Consider the following 16534-nt stretch of genomic DNA (forward strand, 5'->3'; position numbering starts at 1 on the left):
CGCGCCCATCTCTCCCCCTGGCGGTCTCAATGGATTCGACGGCGCCAGGCTATGTCAGCCGTTCGGGTGAAGATCACGCGGCATACGTGTCAGCGAAGTGTCAGCGCACACTGTCAAGCTGAGCTGTTCCGGCACTCCGAACAGCCCGGTGCTGGGATATCAGCAGCGTCCCGTACCCATTGAGACACAGGGTCTGCCGATGTCCGAACGCGCCGAAGCCGAACGCGTCAAGGAACTGCGCCGCACCCTCGACGAACTGCTGACGCTCTGGGACGACCGCCCGGACAAGACGTCGGTCGGTAAAGGACGCGTGGTGTCTCCCGCCCGCTTGGCGGTCGTGCTGGCGCTCGCATCCCATACCCACCGCTTGGCGCGGGCCGCGATGCACCTGCACGAGTCGGACATGAACTTGGAAGCGATGCCGTTGGTCAGGGGAGCCCTCGAACACGGGCTGACCGCCCAGTGGATGTTCCACAACGAGGAGGAGGCCTTGGCGGGCTTCATCAACGAGCAGCAGCGTCAACGTCGAGCCGCCGGGAAGGCCATGCTGGAACTCGGCTGGGGAGAGGTGGACGAGGTCACCGCGATCATCGAGAATTCTGTGGTCATCCCCTCAGCCGGAGACGGGCCCGCCAGGAACTTCCAGCAGCTCTGCGATGATTTCGCCCCGCTAGGTCCCCAGATGTACGCGGTTCACCGTGTGCTCTCCGGGTACACCCACGTCGGTCACCACGTCGTGGACGGGGCAATCCCAGGAGGTGGGCGCGGCGGCCTCGCCTGAGTGCGCGATTAGCGACCTTTGTCTGGAAGTGGACCATAGCCTGCCAAGCTAGATCCACTGTGGAGGATCAGCACCGTCCATAATGGATCTCCTGGGCCATCGTGGGGCCATTGGACGTCGAGGTCCAATGGGACTCTATGGGTTCTGACCAGGCAAAACATGCCGATGGGGCCGTCCCCGGGAGATGTCCCGAAAACGACCCCATCGTGACCCGTCAGCTCTGGTCGGCCCACCACTTCTGGCCGGTCTCGCCGAGCGTGGAGATCGGGTCGTAGTAGGGGTAACGGCGGTCCAGCGCCTCCGGATCTTCGAGTTCGATCCCGGTGCGGTAGTTCTTGGTCCAGTAGGAAATGCCCAGCTCACGGTCGTATTCGGCGATCTGGTTGACCCAGCGCTTACCGACATACGGCACGTCGCAGACGATCCGTGGGGTCGCGTAGCCGGGCAGGTAGCCCATGATCGCGTGCTGCAGCTCCTGCGCCTCCCACACGGACACCCGCCAGTGCTCAGCGTTGGGGATCATGTCGCACATGTAGAAGTAGTACGGCAGGATGTTCGCTTCCCCTTGCAGCGCAAAGCAAAGGTCCAGCAGGTCGTCCGACGTCGCGTTGACGCCCTTCATCAGAACGCCTTGGTTGCGCACGTCCCGTACGCCGACCTCTAGGGCGGTGCGGGCGGCCTCGGCGACGAGGGGGGTTACGGACTGGGCGTGGTTCACGTGTGTGTGGATCGCGAGGTTCACGCCGCGCCGGGACGCGGTGCGGGCCACGCGCTCCAGGCCCTCGACCACTCGTGGCTGGAGCCAGTGCTGGGGGAGGCCCGCCAGGGCCTTGGTGGCCAGGCGGACGTCGCGGACCGTTTCGATGTCCAGCAGGCGCATGAGGAACGACTCGAGTTGCGGCCACGGCACGTTCGCCACGTCGCCGCCGGAGACGACCACGTCGCGGACGCCCGGGGTCTTCTTCAGGTACTCGATCATCTGGTCCTGGCGGTCCACCGGCTTGAGCGAGAGCTTGTGCTTGTCGATCAACGGTGTTGAGTTGCCGACGAGGTCCATGCGGGTGCAGTGCCCGCAGTACTGCGGGCAGGTCGACACCATCTCGGCCAGAACCTTGGTGGGGTAGCGGTGGGTCAGGCCCTCCACCACCCACATCTCGGCCTCGTGCAGCGAGTCGCGCTGGGAGTGCGGGTGTGACGGCCACCTCGGGTCTCGGTCCGAGGAGACCGGCAGCATGTAGCGGCGAACCGGGTCGTTCAGGAACGCCTCGGTGAAGGCGTCGGGGGAGAGGTCCGCGTCGACCGCCATCGTGTTGAACATCTGCGGCGGGATCAGCATCGACATCGTCGCGAAGGCGTCCATGTCCTTGGCGAGGTCGTCGTAGAACCTGTCGGTCAGCAGGTCGCCCGCGACCTTGCGGAGCTGCTTCACGTTCTTCACGCAGTTCACGCGCTGCCACTGGGCGTCGCGCCACTGCGTCTCGGTCACGTGCGACCAGCCGGGGAAGCGTCGCCAGTCTGGTTCGACCAGCTCACGGCGGACGTACGTGTACGGCTGGCGGTCCAGCCGCTCCAGCGCCGTGGTGGCGTCGTGCAGCGCGGTCATCCGTACTCCTCAGCGTCGAGGTCGCGTGAAGATATCCTGTCATACCGCTAGGCTGCCGTAAATATTTCTGATCAACGCCTGGTGGAGGGCCGGTCGGGAGCAAAGACGGCCCGTTGTGCGTTAAGCGGGCATGCCCCTCTTCGCGCTGCTGCTGCTCGGGATGTTCGCCGAGATCGCGGTCATGGTCGCCGTCGGCAACGCCATCGGCGGGCTCTGGATGATCGCTTTGCTCCTGCTCGGCACCCTCGTCGGACTGTCGCTGGTGCGCCGCCAGGGCGCGCAGACGATGGCCGCGTTCCGCGAGTCGGTGTTCCAGCGCCGGCAGCCCCACCAGGAGACGGCGGACGGCGTGCTGATCGCGGCGGCCGGAGCGTTGATCATGGTGCCCGGCTTCATCAGCGACGTCGCCGCGTTGTTCCTGCTCTTCCCGCCCACGCGCAAGCTCGTGAGCCGGCGGATCGCGCGCAAGGCGGAGGCGGCCGCGCTCAAGTTCGAGCACGACCGCCGCTTCGGCGCCGGTCAGGTCGTCGAGGGCGAAGTGATCGACGTCGACGCCGGCCCGGTCGTCATCACGGAGCGGCGCGAGCTCAGGTGATCCGCGCGTACCGGCCCGCCGACCTGGACGCGCTGTACGACATCTGCCTCGACACCGGCAACGGTGGCCTCGGCGCGCGTCACCTGTTCGACGACCCACGCCTGATGGGCCACGCCTACGTCGGCCCGTACGTGGCGTTCGAACCCGACCTCGTGGTCGTGGCGGAGGACGACGAGGGGATCTGCGGGTACGCGCTCGCGGCGTCCGACACGGAGGCCTTCGAGGACCGCTGCGACCGCGACTGGTGGCCTGACCTGCGCATCCGTTATCCGTTGACGCCGAACGCGAACCGGATCGTGCAGCAGATCCACCACCCGGCCCGTGCCGATCTGATGCTCGCGAGGGACTACCCGGCGCACCTGCACGCGAACCTGCTGCCTCGCGCGAAGGGCCAGGGGTTCGGCGGCGCGCTCGTCCGCAGCCTGCTCGAACGCCTCGAGAAGGGCGTTCATGTGCACGTGCGGCACCACAACACACACGCGGTCGGCTTTTGGGAGCACATGGGCTTCCGCGTGGTCGACTCCGCAGAGAAACTCGTCCTGGGGCTGCGCCTCTAGCCGAGGAGGTCCTTCATCAGCAGTTCGAAGTCGAGGACCTCACGCCCGGCCGGGACCGCCGCGTAGGTCGAGTCGAGGAACCGCTGCAGCTCGGCCGCGGACAGGTGGAACACCGCGTGCGAGTCCTCGGTCAGCAGTTCCAGCACGAGCACGTCGCCGTCGCCCGGCCGCAGCCGCACGTCCCCGAGTCCGGTCGGCGACAGCAGCCCGTCCGCGAGGAGTTCGCGGCCGACGAGCCAGGTCGACTCCTGGTCCCGCGCCTGAAAACGCATGGTCACGGCATGTGGATCGTCTGATCGGTACTGGAAGTCGACGTTCATCGGCTCGACCGAGCCGTCCGGCCGAATGAACTCAACGACGGTGGCAGTGCCGACCCGGGTCTCGTTGAACATCGCCGTTCCTCCTCCGCGGTGAGGGTGCTGCATCCAACACGGCCGCCGTCCGGAGCCGGTTCAAAGCTTTCCCGAAGTTTTCGATTGGGTACCTGAAGTCCCATGACGGTCTATGGCATCCATGCGTCCCACGAGCAGATACACCCGACAGACCTGCTGACCGCCGTGCGCAGGGCTGAAGAGGCGGGGTTCGGCGCGGCGATGAGCTCAGACCACTTCTCACCCTGGAGCGCGCGCCAGGGGCAGTCCGGGTTCGCCTGGTCCTGGCTCGGCGCGGCACTGCAGGCCACCGAACTGCCGTTCGGCGTGGTCACAGCACCGGGGCAGCGCTACCACCCGGCGATCACCGCTCAGGCGATCGGCACGCTGGCCGCGATGAACCCCGGCCGGTTCTGGGCCGCGCTCGGCACCGGTGAGGCCAGCAACGAGCACATCACCGGTGACGGCTGGCCCCGTAAGGACGTGCGGACGGCACGGCTGCGCGAGTGCGTCGACGTGATCCGCGCGCTGTTGTCCGGCGAGGAGGTCAGCCACGACGGCCTGGTCACGGTCGACCGGGCCAAGCTCTGGACGTTGCCCGACGAGATGCCGCTGCTGATCGGTGCCGCGGTCAGTCCGGCGACCGCCCGCTGGTGTGCCGAGTGGGCCGACGGGCTGATCACCGTCAACGCGCCGCCCGAACGGCTCCGCGAGGTCGCGGGCGCCTACCGGGACGCGGGCGGCAAGGGCAAGCTCCACCTGCAGATGCACCTCAGCTGGGCCGAAGACGAAGAGACGGCCATCGCGATCGCGCACGACCAGTGGCGCAGCAACGTGTTCCAGCCGCCCGTGTGCTGGGACCTCGAACTGGCCGAGCACTTCGACGTCGTCTCCGAGCACGTCACGCCGGCCGACGTCGCCAAGGTCGTCGACGTGTCCACCGACCTCAAGTGGTACGCCGAGCGGCTGCACGAGTACGCGTCGCTGGGGTTCGAGGAGATCTACCTGCACCACGTGGGCCAGGACCTGATCCCGTTCGTCGACGCGTTCGGCGAGCACGTGCTGCCGGAGGTGACCGCGTGATCCGCACGTCCGACGTCTGGTGGAAGAACGCCGTTCTGTACTGCCTGGACGTGGAGACCTTCTCCGGCGAGGGCTTCCGCGGCGCGACCGAACGCCTCGACCACCTCCACGCCCTGGGCGTCACGTGTGTGTGGTTGATGCCGTTCTACCCGACCGCCGAACGCGACGACGGCTACGACATCACCGACTTCTACTCCGTCGACCCGAGACTGGGTTCGCTGGGCGACTTCGTGGAGTTCGTGCGCGCCGCACGGGACCGAGGCATGCGCGTGATCGCCGACCTCGTCGTCAACCACACCTCCGACCAGCACCCGTGGTTCCACGACCCGGACAAGCGCGACTGGTACGTCTGGGCGGACGAGCCCCAGGCCGACGGACCGCAGGGGATCACGTTCCCCGACAAGGAGAACTCGCTCTGGGAGTACTCGGAGGAGGTCGGGAAGTACTACCTGCACCGCTTCTACAAGCACCAGCCCGACCTCAACGTGTCCAACCCCGAGGTGCGCGACGAGATCGCGCGCATCATGGGCTTCTGGATGGAACTGGGGCTGAGCGGGTTCCGGGTCGACGCCGTCCCGTTCCTGTTGGAGCACAACGATCCGAAGGACGCCGTCGCGCTGCCCGACCCGCACGACTACCTCACAGACCTGAGGGCGTTCCTCAACCGCCGCAACGGTGAGGGCGTGCTGCTGGGCGAGGTGAACCTGCCGTACAAGGACACGATGGCCTTCTACGGCCAGGGCGTCGGCGACGAGCTGACCATGTGCTTCGACTTCGTCGGCATGCAGGCGATGTACCTGTCGCTGGCGCGGCGGTCGAGCGGGCCGCTGGTCAAGGCGCTGCAGGAACGCCCGGAGCCGCCGCGGGACGGGCACTGGGCGACGTTCGTGCGCAACCACGACGAGCTGACCCTGGACAAGCTGCCCACCGACGAACGCCAGGAGGTCTTCGACGCCTTCGGGCCGGACAAGTCGATGCAGCTCTACGACCGAGGTCTGCGTCGCCGGCTGCCCGGCATGCTCAAGGGCGACCAGCGCCGCATCCGGATGGTCTACAGCCTGCTCTTCACGCTGCCGGGGACGCCGGTGCTGTTCTACGGCGAGGAGATCGGGCTGGAGGAGGACCTGTCGCTGGAGGGCAGGATGGCGGTGCGCGTCCCGATGGACTGGGACGCCGCGGGCGACCAGCGCCACGACCCGGACTCGTTGCTGACGTGGATGCGGCTCATGGTCGCGCGGTACCGGGAGTGCCCGGAGCTCTCGTGGGGCACGTTCCAGGTGCTCGACACGGGTGAGCCGTGCGTGTTCGCCCACCGCGCCGACTGCGACGGCGGCTCTGTGATCGCCGTGCACAACCTCGCGGACCGGGAGGTCACCGTGCGGGTGCCGGCCGAAGGCGTGCTCGCCGATCTGCTGACGGGTGGCCGCGTGAAGCCCGCGAAGATCGGCGCCAAGGTCGACCTCGCGCCTTACGACTGCCGCTGGTACCGCCTGATCACTGAGTGATACTTGCGCAATCTTGACGCCTCACGTGAAGATATCTTCGAGACAGCGTCGTCGACCGAAGGATTTTCGCGTGAGCGCGTACGGACTGCACCGCGTCATCGAGCCCGCCGGCGTTCTGCCGCAGCAGGCCTGGCGGCTCGACGCGGAGCCCGTGCCCGCTCCCGACGAGGTGATCGTCGCGGTCGAGCGGCTCAACCTGGACGCGGCCTCGTTCCGGCAGCTCAGGGAGCAGCACGGGAGCGGCGCGGCGGTCCGGCAGGCCGTGCTCGACATCGTCGGTGACCGCGGCAAGATGCAGAACCCGGTCACGGGCTCGGGCGGCATGCTGCTCGGCACCGTGCTCGAAGTCGGGCCGGAGTCGCCGCTCGGGCTCGAGGCGGGCGACCGGATCGCGACGCTGGTCAGCCTCACGCTGACGCCACTGCGGATCAACGACGGCCTGCAGGACTGGGACGGCGAGGACGAGCAGGTGCCGTGCCGGGGGACCGCGGTGCTGTTCGGGCGGTCCATCGCGGCCGTGCTGCCGGACGACATGCCGAACGAGCTGGCGTTGTCCGTGCTCGACGTGTGCGGTGCACCAGCGCTGACCGACCGTGTCGTGCGCAAGCACCCCGGTGGGTCCGTGCTGGTGCTCGGCGGTGGCGGCAAGTCCGGGTCGCTCTCTCTCGCGGCCGCACGTCAGGCCGGTGCGTCGCGCCTCGTCGCGTTGGTGCCAACGGAACGTGAGGCCGCGCAGGTGCTTGAGTCGGGCCTCGCGGACGAGGTCGTCATCGCGGACGCACGCAACCCGGTCGCCGTGGCCGAGGCCGTGGGCAAGCAGGTCGACGTCACGGTCGTGTGTGTGGACGTGCCGGGGTGCGAGCACGGCGCCATCCTGGCGACCGCGGACGGCGGCACCGTGATCTTCTTCTCGATGGCGACCTCGTTCAGCGCCGCCGCTTTGGGAGCGGAGGGTCTCGCGGCGGACGTGGAGATGATCGTCGGCAACGGGTATGTGCCTGGTCACGCCCAGTTCGCGTTGGACCTGGTCCGGAGCCGGGCGGGTGTGCGGGCCCTGTTCGAACAACGGCAGACTGCGTGACGTGAGTACGCAACTTTTGGTCGGCGGCCGCATCTACGCACCGGATGCGACGGCGATGGCCGTCACGGACGGTGTCGTCGTGTGGATCGGACAGGACTCGGTCGGGCACGCGCTGCACCCGGACGCCGAGGTCGTCGAGCTCGACGGCGCCTTCGTCGCGCCCGCGTTCGTCGACGCGCACGTGCACGCCACGTCCGCCGGTCTGCTCCTGACCGGCCTCAACCTGACGAAGACGTCCTCTGTGGACGACCTGCTCGAGCAGGTGCGCTCCGCCGAGGGGCCCCTGGTGTGGGGTCACGGGTGGGACGAGACGCGCTGGCCGGAGAACCGTCCGCCGACGCGCGCCGAGATCGACGAGGCCGCCCGGGGCAAGACGGTGTACCTGTCGCGCATCGACGTGCACTCCGCCCTGGTCTCCTCGGACCTGATCAGCGATGAGGCCCGTGCCGCTGACGGGTTCTCCGCCGACGGCCCTCTCTCGCGCGCCGCACACCACCACGTGCGAGGCACGGCGAAAGCCGCCATCACGCCCGAACAACGCCAGGCCGCACAACTCGCGTTCCTGAACTACGCGGCGTCGAAAGGCATCGCGTCCGTGCACGAGTGCGCCGGCCCGGACATCTCCGGCGAGGACGACCTGCGCGAACTGCTCGCACTCACCGAAGGCCCCGAGGTGGTGGCCTACTGGGGTGCCCACGACCTGCCGGACGTTCCGGTGCGCGGACTGGCCGGCGACCACTTCGTCGACGGCGCGATCGGCTCCCGCACGGCAGCGCTGACCGAGCCCTACGCCGACGCCGGCACGTCCGGAGCGCTCTACCTCGACGGCCGCCAGATCGCCGACCACCTGGTCAAGTGCACCGAACTGGGGATCCAGGCGGGGTTCCACGTCATCGGCGACGCCGCGATGGCCGCCGTGATCGAGGGCTTCTCCCTCGCGGAGAAGGCACTTGGCACCGCCGAGCTCGCGTCGGCCCGCCACCGCCTCGAACACGTCGAGATGGTGACGAAGGAGCAGGCGGAGAAACTGGCCGGGTGGGGCGTCGTCGCCTCCGTCCAGCCGCTGTTCGACGCGGAGTGGGGTGGACCTACCGGCATGTACGTCCAGCGACTCGGTGACGAGCGCGGTGTGGGGCTGAACCCCTTTTCGCGGCTGGCCGCCGCGGGCGTCGTGCTCGCCTTCGGCTCGGACACCCCGGTGACCGCCATCGACCCGTGGGCCGCTGTGAAAGCCGCCGTCCACCACAAGACCGACGGCCACGGCGTCTCCCCCCGTGCCGCCTTCACCGCGCACACGCGTGGTGGCTGGCGTGCGGCGGGCGTGAACGACGGCCTGACCGGCACCCTGCAGCCCGGCGCGCCCGCGACGTACGCGGTGTGGGAGACCGGGGACCTGGTCGTCGCGGGCAGCGACGCGCGGGTGCAGCGCTGGTCCACCGACCCCCGTTCGGGCGTGCCCGGACTGCCCGACCTCACCGGCCCGGCGCCGGTCTGCGTGCGCACCGTCCTGAACGGCCGGACGATTTACGAGAGGAAGTGACTCATGGCGTTGCTCGACCTCGACCCCTCGGTGGTCGCCACCGCGCGCAAGCTCGCCGCGCGGGCGGCGGAACCGGTGGTGTCCCTCGCGAAGGCGCACACCACCGTCGCCGTCGAGCGCGCCACACTCCGCCTGGCGGGCATCACCGGCGCGGACTCCACGCACCGCGCCGGTGACGTCCCGTGGGTCAACCGCGTGATCGACACGGTGCGCGAGCAGTGCGGGCTGGAGCACGGCGTCGTGCTGCCGGCGTTCCACGCGTTGCGCGAGAACAACCTCGGCACCCTCACCGAGCTCGCCGAGGCCACGGCGGCGGGCCAGATCCAGTTCAGGATCCCCACCGGCAAGGACCTGACGGCGGCGCGCAAGGCGTCCACGTCCGCGGTGTCGAAGGGGCTCAAGGCGGTCGACCGCAACCGCGCCCAGCGCGACAAGCTGATCACCAAGTGGGGCGACCCCGCGCAACGCCCGTGGATCTACCTGATCGTCGCGACCGGCGACATCGACGAGGACGTCGTCCAGGCCCAGAACGCGGCCCGCGCGGGTGCCGACGTCATCGCGGTGATCCGCTCCACCGGACAGTCGCTGCTCGACTACGTCCCGGAAGGCGCCACGCACCACGGGTTCGCGGGCACGTACGCCACGCAGGAGAACTTCCGGATCATGCGCGCGGCGCTCGACGACGTGTCGAAGGAGGTCGGCCGGTACGTGCGGCTGACCAACTACGCGTCCGGCCTGTGCATGCCGGAGATCGCTGTCCTGGCAGGGCTTCAGCGCCTCGACATGATGCTGAACGACTCGATGTACGGCATCCTGTTCCGCGACATCAACCCGATCCGCACGTTCGTCGACCAGCGCTTCTCGCGTCAGGTGCACGCCCGCGCCGGGATCATCATCAACACCGGCGAGGACAACTACCTCACCACCGCGGACGCCGTGGACGCCGCGCACACCGTCACCGTCTCGCAGCTCCTCAACGAGCACTTCGCCCACGAGGCCGGCCTGCCCGACCACCTGCTGGGCCTCGGTCACGCCTTCGAGATCAACCCGAAGGTGCCCGACTCGTTCCGGCTCGAGCTCGCGCACGCGTTGCTGGCCCGCGAACTGTTCCCGGACGCACCGCTGAAGTGGATGCCGCCGACCAAGCACATGACCGGCGACGTCTTCGACGGCTATCTGCTGGACGGGTTCTTCAACCTCGCGGGTGTCCTCACAGGACAGTCCATCCTGCTCGTCGGCATGATGACCGAGGCCGTCGTGACGCCGTTCCTGTCGGACCGCGACCTGGCCCTGAAGAACGTGCGGTACGTGCTGAACGCGGCGGGCAGCCTCGCCGAGGACTTCCGGCCCGCGCCGGACGGTCTCATCGTCAAGCGCGCGCACCAGGTGCTCGGCGAGGCCGTCGACCTGCTGGCGCGCATCGTCGACGACGGCCTGCTCAACGCCATCGCGGACGGCACCTTCGGCCTGATGAAGCGCCCGGCGCACAAGGGCAAGGGCGCGGACGGCGTCGTCGAGAAGGCGCCCGAGTACTTCAACCCCGCGAGCGAGATGCTGGAGGCCCAGGGTGCCTGACGCGAAGAGGTACGTGCGGCCCTACGGCGACACCACCGGCGACGGCATGATCCAGACGTCGTTCACGCTGCCGATCCCCTTCGGCCCCAAGGCGGACGGCGCGGCGCTGCAGCTCGCGAACAAGATGGGCATGGACCCCGCGATGGTGGTCCACTCGAACCCCATCGGCGACGACTTCACGTTCTTCGTCGTCTACGGGTCGGTGAAGCACCTCGTGGACCTCGACGAGGTCAAGGTCGTCGAGCGCGAGTACCCGCTCCTGTCGCCGACCGAGGTCAACTCGGCGCTCAAGAAGGTGTTGCGGCGCAAGCTGGTCGTGGTCGGCGGGTGCATCGGCACGGACGCGCACACGGTCGGCATCGACGCGATCCTCAACATCAAGGGCTTCGCGGGCGAGAAGGGCCTCGAGTACTACCGGGAGCTGAAGGTCGTGAACCTCGGCGCCCAGGTCTCGGTACCGGAGCTGGTCCGGTCCGCCCGCACCGAGAAGGCCGACGCGGTGCTGATCTCCCAGGTCGTGACCCAGCGGGACGCGCACATCCTGAACACGCAGGAGATGTCGGCGGCGTTCCGCGAGGCGATGGGGGACCGGAGGCCACTGCTGGTGGCCGGCGGCCCGCGGTTCGACCCGCTGATGGCGGGCGAGCTGGGGGTTGATCGAGTTTTCTCCCGGGGTACCACCCCCGGTGAGGTCGCGAGCTACCTGGTGCACGCGATGCAGGAGAAGAAGGGGGTCGCCGCGTGAGCGGAGCTTTGGTCGAGGGTTTTGTGGTGACTCACCGCCGGTACGTCCCGCACTCGCACGCGCACTACGGCGGCAACCTGGTCGACGGCGCCTACGGGCTCGGCATGTTCGGTGACGTCGCCACCGAGTTGCTCATCCACACGGACTCCGACGAGGGGTTGTTCGCGGGTTACAGCTCCGTCGAGTTCATCGCGCCGATCCAGGCCGGTGACGTCATCGAGGCGTCGGCGACGTTGGTGCGCATCGGGAAGCGGTCGCGCGAGATCGAGTTCGAGGCGCGCGTCGTGTGCCGCTCGGCGCCCGAACGCGGTCCGTCGGCGGCCGATCTGCTCGCTGAGCCGATCGTCGTGACGCGGGCCCGCGGCACGGTCGTCGCTCCGACAGCCGCGGAGTAACCCCAGGCCCGCGTCGTTCCCGAACTTCGGCGCCATCAGGGACCAGGCCAGGTGCCCAAAGGCGTTGTTCGCGCCGCATCAGACCAATTCGAGCTGAATCGACCGCAACCTTCGCCGCCTTCTCCCGTTGGTCAATACAGAAGTAGCTACATGCGGGGAGGATGCGGCGTGGTGAAGATCGACCACCAGGGGGAGACACCTCCCTATGAGCAGGTGCGCGTGCATTACGCGCACGCCATCTCGAATCGAGAGCTGCCGGTGGGTGCAAAGCTGCCCACGGTGCGTGCCCTGGCGAAAGACCTGGGTCTCGCGGTGAACACGGTCGCCCGTGCCTACCGCGAGCTGGAGGAAGCCGGCCTCGTGGAGACCAGGGGCCGTGCCGGCACGGTCGTCAGCGCGAACGGCGACAGCAACCGCGAGCGGGTGCGTGCGGCGGCGGCGCAGTACGCGTCGATGTCCGCGGAGCTCGGGCTCTCGTCCCAGGAGGCCATGGAGATCGTGCGCGCGGCCCTGCGGTCGTAGAACTGCCGCTTCGGGAACGGCGAAGTTCCACATTGGCCACCGCCGTGATCACGTTCTCGCTGCGTTGGGGCGCCCCCGGACCCCGGGCTGCTCCATGCAGGTGATCAGTACTCCTTCGGGGCTCGCGCTGCGTCGGCCGGACCGACTCACCGTTGTGCGTTTGCCCTGGTAGTCACCCGTTCGCGACCCTCCTTGCACGCCCCGGCGCGGTTAGGCTGCCCCGTGGATCGTGAATAACTGATTCGTCAGTCAATCTAGGAGTGCGCGATGGGGCGGACCGTCCGCGACGGCCTGCGGCTCACGGCCGAACAGGAGCAGTTCGTCGAGGTGGCCAGGGAGTTCGCCGCCAGGGAGATCCGGCCGCGGGGGCGCGCCGTCGACGAGGCGGACACCGAGTCGCCGCTCGACGTGTGGGAGAAGGCGTCCGCGCTCGGGCTGACGTCGTTCATGCTCCCCGAGAAGTTCGGCGGCGGTGGTGTCACCGACCTGCTGACGCAGGTGCTGGTCCAGCAGGAGCTGTGCCACGGCGACATCGGCATCGGCAACCTGGTCACCTCCAACGGCTTCTTCGGCGCACCGGTCGAGCACCTCGGCACGCCCGAGCAGCAGGACCGGTTCCTCAGTCCGCTGGGGACCGCGTGCCCGCCGCTCACCGCCGTCGCCGTGACCGAACCCGGCAGCGGGTCGGACGCGGCGGGCATCCGGACGTCGGCGCGGCGCGAGGGGGACGAGTACGTCCTGAACGGACAGAAGACCTGGATCTCCAACGCCCCGTACGCCGAGATGTTCGTGATCTTCGCGACGGTGGACCCGGCGCTGAGGTCCCGTGGTGTCACGGCGTTCGTCGTGCCGCGCTCCGCGCCGGGGCTGACGGTCGGGCCGCCGTTCCGGAAGATGGGGCAGCGCGCGATCGTCAACGCCGAGGTGTTCCTCGACGACGTGCGCATGCCCGTGGAGGACCGGCTCGGCGAGGAGGGGCAGGGGTTCGCCGGGCTGATGCGGACGTTCGACGCGTCGCGCATCCTCATCGGCGCGGCCACGACGGGGCTCGCCCGTGCCGCGCTGGACTTCGCCACCTCCTACGCGGCGCAGCGCGTGCAGTTCGGGGTGCCGATCATCGAGCACCAGGCGGTGGCGTTCCGGCTCGCGGACATGGCCACGCGCGTCGACACCTCGCACCTGCTGACCGTGCGCGCGGCGACGTTGTACGACGCGGGGCACGCGGTGACGCAGGAGGCGGCGATGGCCAAGCTCGCCGGCTCGGAGAACGCCATGTGGTGCACGCACGCGGCCGTGCAGACGCTGGGGGGCTACGGGTACTCCCGCGAGCACCCCGTCGAGCGCTGGATGCGCGACGCGAAGCTCGAGGAGATCGAAGAGGGCACCTCGGACATCCAGCGCCTGATCATCTCCCGCGGCCTCGGTGAGAGATGATCTTCTCCGATCCCGCGTCCGTCGCCGTCGTCGGCGCCAGCGACGACCCCGCCAAGTGGGGCCACTGGCTCGCGCGCGGCGCGCTCGTCGGTCACGACCGTCGCGCCGTGCACCTGGTGAACCGTGGTGGTGGCGCAGTTCTGGGCCAGCCCACCGTGCGCTCGCTCTCCGAACTCGCCGAGGCCCCCGAACTGGTCGTGCTCGCCGTGCCCGCGGCACACGTGCCCGCCGTGGTGGACGAGGCGCTGGCGGCCGGCGTGCGCGGGTTCGTCGGCATCACCTCGGGAATCGACGACCGCGTCATCCGCCGGATCCGTGACGCCGGCGCGCGGCTGCTCGGGCCGAACTGCCTGGGCGTGTTCGACGCGGCGACGTCGCTGCACCTCGCCTGGGGCCGGTTCCAGGCCGGTTCGCTGGGCGTGGTGTCGCAGAGCGGGCAGGTCGGGCTGGAGATCGCCGGGCTCGCGGCGTCCTCGGGCACCGGGGTCTCGCGGTTCGTCTCGGTGGGCAACCAGGCGGACGTGACGGCGACGGAAGCGTTGCTGGACCTGGTGTCCCACGACCTGACCACCGTCGTGGGGGTCTACCTGGAGAGCTTCGGCCCCGGAACCGTGGCGGCGATGTCGGCACTGCGCGCGGCCGGCAAACCCGTGGTGCTGCTGACCGTCGGGACGTCGGTCGCGGCCCGGGAAGCCGCCCGCACGCACACCGGCGCCCTGACATCGCCCTCGGACGTGGTGGACGCGGCCTGTCGCCGCGCGGGCGCGATCCGCGTGACGACACCCGCGGCTCTGGTGGACCTGGCGGCGGTGCTGACGTCCGGGGTGCCACGCGGGGGCAGGGTGGGGGTCGTCTCCGACTCGGGCGGACAGGGCGCGATCGCGGCGGACCTCGCGGTGGCGGCGGGCCTGACCATGCCCGCGCTGTCCGTTGTGGACGGACTGCCGGCGGGCGCGTCGACGCGGAACCCGATCGACCTCGCCGGGGCGGGCGAACAGGACCTGGCGAACTACGCCAGGGCGGTCGAGGTGCTGGCGCGCGGAGGCGAGGTCGACGCGGTCGTGCTGTCGGGCTACTTCGGCAGCTACGGACCGGACACGCCGTCGCTGGAAGAGGCGGAAGTGGCGGTGGCCGCCCGGATCTGTTCGCTGGCAAGGGAAACCGGTGTCACCGTCGTCGTGCACAGCATGCGCGAGGACTCCGCCGCGGTACGTGTGCTGCGGACGGGCGGCATTCCCGTGCAGCTCACGATCGAACGTGCCGTCGCCTCCCTGGGCCACGCGAGCAAGCTGGGCAGGAGCTCACTGGAGGTCGTGCCACGCACCGCGACCGCCATTCCCTTCCGTCCCGGTTACCTCGCGGCCCGCGAACTGCTGAGCTTCGTAGAGTTCCCGAACGCCCACGCCGTCACGACCACCGCCGATGTCATCGCCACCGCCCTGAGGGGCCCGTTCGCGCTCAAAGCCGACTGGCTGCCCCACAAGAGCGAGCACGGCGGGGTGCGGATCGGCCTGACCGACCCCGCGGCGGCGTTCGAGGAGATGCGCGCGAGACTCGGCCCGGGCACGTACGTCCTGGAGGAGATGGACACGCGCGAGCACACCGTCGAACTGATCATCGGCGCGAAGCGCGACCACTCGTTCGGCCCGGTCGTCCTCGTCGGCGCGGGCGGCGTGCACGCGGAGTTGTTCGGGGACACCGCGATCGAGCTCGCCCCCGTGACCCCCGCCACGGCGCGGGACATGCTGGCACGCCTCACGTGCGCCCCGCTCCTGTCGGGCTGGCGCGGTGCCCCGGCACCCGACGCGACGGCGCTGGCCGAGGTGATCGCCCAGGTCTCCGAGACGCTCGCGGCCAGGCCGGACCTCGCCGAGATCGAGCTCAACCCCGTGCGCGTGGGTCCTGACGGCGTGCTGGCCGTGGACGCGTTGATCATCCCTGCGGAGAAGGCGGTGGACAGCGCGCGGCGTGACCTTCCGGCTGCTCCGATTGCCGGATTGCGGGCACCGATAGGTTCTCCTGCAGTGACGTGAGGAGGCTTCGATGCTGGTTGTGGTGGCGCTGCTGGCCTTCCTCGTGCCGCCGCCCGGCCCGGTGACCATCGAGGTCGCCGGTGTCAGCGGCTCGGGGTGCCCGGCCGGCACGACGAACGTCGCCATGTCGCAGGACAACGAGGCGTTCACGGTCACCTACAGCGACTTCCTGGTGCAGGGCAATGGGAACGAGGCCAAGCGGAGCTGCACCCTCGCCCTGCGGATCAACCACGCGGCCGGGTACACGTTCGGCATCGCGGCCACGGACTACCGCGGGTTCGCGCACCTGACCGACAAGGCTCGCGGTGTGGTGCGCAACGACTACTGGTTCCCCGGATTCCCGACGCGGCACAGCAGCCACACGTATCAGGCGCCGATGAGTGACAACTGGCAGGTGACCGACACGCCCAGCGGGGTGGCGCACGGGCCGTGCAAGGACCGCAAGCCGTTGACCGTGGAGACCGAGCTGAAGCTCACCGGCAAGGGGAGCGGCAGCTTCATGACGATGGACTCGACCGATTCGAGCGTGAGCACGACGTTCCGGCTCTCGTGGAAGAAGTGCGCGGAATAACAAGCGCGCTGTTGACGTTCTCTGCTACAGTTCGTTTGTACCCGGCGGTGCGCGACTGAGCGCACGTAAGCTCCGAACAGCTGCTGGACGATCACAACGCCGCAGCCACCACCCCCGGCTTCTCACGCCGGTGGACCCACACA

At 69.3% G+C, this 16534-nt stretch carries 16 protein-coding genes; 14 read left to right on the plus strand and 2 right to left on the minus strand.

Annotated elements, in window-relative coordinates; genetic code table 11:
* Window positions 1–199 precede the first annotated feature (199 nt).
* Window positions 200–781 carry a DUF5677 domain-containing protein gene (locus tag LX88_RS14915; RefSeq protein ID WP_258948367.1) on the plus strand — a complete coding sequence of 194 codons (582 nt, stop codon included), beginning with the start codon at window positions 200–202 and terminating at the stop codon, window positions 779–781.
* Window positions 782–995: 214 nt separating this feature from the next.
* On the opposite strand, the gene LX88_RS14920 is transcribed toward LX88_RS14915, so the two are convergent.
* Window positions 996–2384 carry a KamA family radical SAM protein gene (locus LX88_RS14920; RefSeq protein ID WP_258948368.1) on the minus strand — a complete coding sequence of 463 codons (1389 nt, stop codon included), beginning with the start codon at window positions 2382–2384 and terminating at the stop codon, window positions 996–998.
* A 130-nt stretch (window positions 2385–2514) separates the two neighbouring features.
* Between LX88_RS14920 and LX88_RS14925 the strand changes: the two genes are divergently transcribed.
* Together LX88_RS14925 and LX88_RS14930 are read left to right on the plus strand one after the other, a co-directional pair.
* On the plus strand, window positions 2515–2979 hold the full coding sequence (locus LX88_RS14925) for an FxsA family protein (RefSeq protein WP_258948369.1): 465 nt from the start codon (window positions 2515–2517) through the stop codon (window positions 2977–2979).
* A complete protein-coding gene (locus LX88_RS14930) occupies window positions 2976–3536 on the plus strand; it encodes a GNAT family N-acetyltransferase (protein ID WP_258948370.1) in 561 nt (186 codons plus the stop codon). Before LX88_RS14925 ends, LX88_RS14930 begins: the two co-directional genes overlap by 4 nt.
* Here LX88_RS14930 and LX88_RS14935 read toward each other — a convergent pair.
* A complete protein-coding gene (locus tag LX88_RS14935; protein WP_170176122.1) occupies window positions 3533–3928 on the minus strand; it encodes an SsgA family sporulation/cell division regulator in 396 nt (131 codons plus the stop codon). The genes LX88_RS14930 and LX88_RS14935 overlap by 4 nt on opposite strands.
* Before the next feature lie 102 nt (window positions 3929–4030).
* On the opposite strand from LX88_RS14935, the gene LX88_RS14940 reads away from it, so the two are divergent.
* The 11 genes from LX88_RS14940 to LX88_RS14990 all read left to right on the plus strand — a co-directional run bounded on the left by LX88_RS14940 (window position 4031) and on the right by LX88_RS14990 (window position 16391).
* Complete coding sequence (locus LX88_RS14940; RefSeq protein ID WP_258948371.1) at window positions 4031–4990, plus strand: TIGR03885 family FMN-dependent LLM class oxidoreductase; 960 nt, start codon at window positions 4031–4033, stop codon at window positions 4988–4990.
* The gene (locus LX88_RS14945; protein ID WP_258948372.1) at window positions 4987–6495 is read left to right on the plus strand and encodes an alpha-amylase family protein; all 1509 of its coding nucleotides are present in this window, start codon (window positions 4987–4989) and stop codon (window positions 6493–6495) included. The genes LX88_RS14940 and LX88_RS14945 overlap by 4 nt, the downstream gene beginning before the upstream one ends.
* Before the next feature lie 70 nt (window positions 6496–6565).
* On the plus strand, window positions 6566–7576 hold the full coding sequence (gene kdd, locus LX88_RS14950) for an L-erythro-3,5-diaminohexanoate dehydrogenase (RefSeq protein ID WP_258948373.1): 1011 nt from the start codon (window positions 6566–6568) through the stop codon (window positions 7574–7576).
* Window positions 7569–9116 (plus strand): amidohydrolase, encoded by a 1548-nt coding sequence (locus LX88_RS14955; RefSeq protein WP_258948725.1) that lies wholly within the window; start codon window positions 7569–7571, stop codon window positions 9114–9116. The genes kdd and LX88_RS14955 overlap by 8 nt, the downstream gene beginning before the upstream one ends.
* 3 nt (window positions 9117–9119) lie before the next feature.
* The gene (gene kamD, locus LX88_RS14960) at window positions 9120–10691 is read left to right on the plus strand and encodes a lysine 5,6-aminomutase subunit alpha (protein WP_258948374.1); all 1572 of its coding nucleotides are present in this window, start codon (window positions 9120–9122) and stop codon (window positions 10689–10691) included.
* The gene (gene kamE, locus LX88_RS44280) at window positions 10684–11436 is read left to right on the plus strand and encodes a lysine 5,6-aminomutase subunit beta (RefSeq protein WP_258948375.1); all 753 of its coding nucleotides are present in this window, start codon (window positions 10684–10686) and stop codon (window positions 11434–11436) included. Before kamD ends, kamE begins: the two co-directional genes overlap by 8 nt.
* Window positions 11433–11831, plus strand: a complete 399-nt coding sequence (kal, locus tag LX88_RS14970; RefSeq protein WP_090063835.1) for a 3-aminobutyryl-CoA ammonia lyase — start codon at window positions 11433–11435, stop codon at window positions 11829–11831. The genes kamE and kal overlap by 4 nt, the downstream gene beginning before the upstream one ends.
* 150 nt (window positions 11832–11981) lie before the next feature.
* Window positions 11982–12353 (plus strand): GntR family transcriptional regulator, encoded by a 372-nt coding sequence (locus LX88_RS14975; RefSeq protein WP_090063836.1) that lies wholly within the window; start codon window positions 11982–11984, stop codon window positions 12351–12353.
* A 267-nt stretch (window positions 12354–12620) separates the two neighbouring features.
* A complete protein-coding gene (locus tag LX88_RS14980) occupies window positions 12621–13787 on the plus strand; it encodes an acyl-CoA dehydrogenase family protein (protein ID WP_258948376.1) in 1167 nt (388 codons plus the stop codon).
* A complete protein-coding gene (locus tag LX88_RS14985) occupies window positions 13784–15820 on the plus strand; it encodes an acetate--CoA ligase family protein (protein ID WP_258948377.1) in 2037 nt (678 codons plus the stop codon). The genes LX88_RS14980 and LX88_RS14985 overlap by 4 nt, the downstream gene beginning before the upstream one ends.
* 10 nt (window positions 15821–15830) lie before the next feature.
* Entirely contained in the window at window positions 15831–16391 is a 561-nt protein-coding gene (locus LX88_RS14990) for a DUF4360 domain-containing protein (RefSeq protein WP_258948378.1), read from the plus strand.
* Window positions 16392–16534: the final 143 nt, after the last annotated feature.

The sequence above is a fragment of the Lentzea californiensis genome (assembly GCF_024648825.1).
Classification (GTDB): Bacteria; Actinomycetota; Actinomycetes; order Mycobacteriales; family Pseudonocardiaceae; genus Lentzea; species Lentzea californiensis.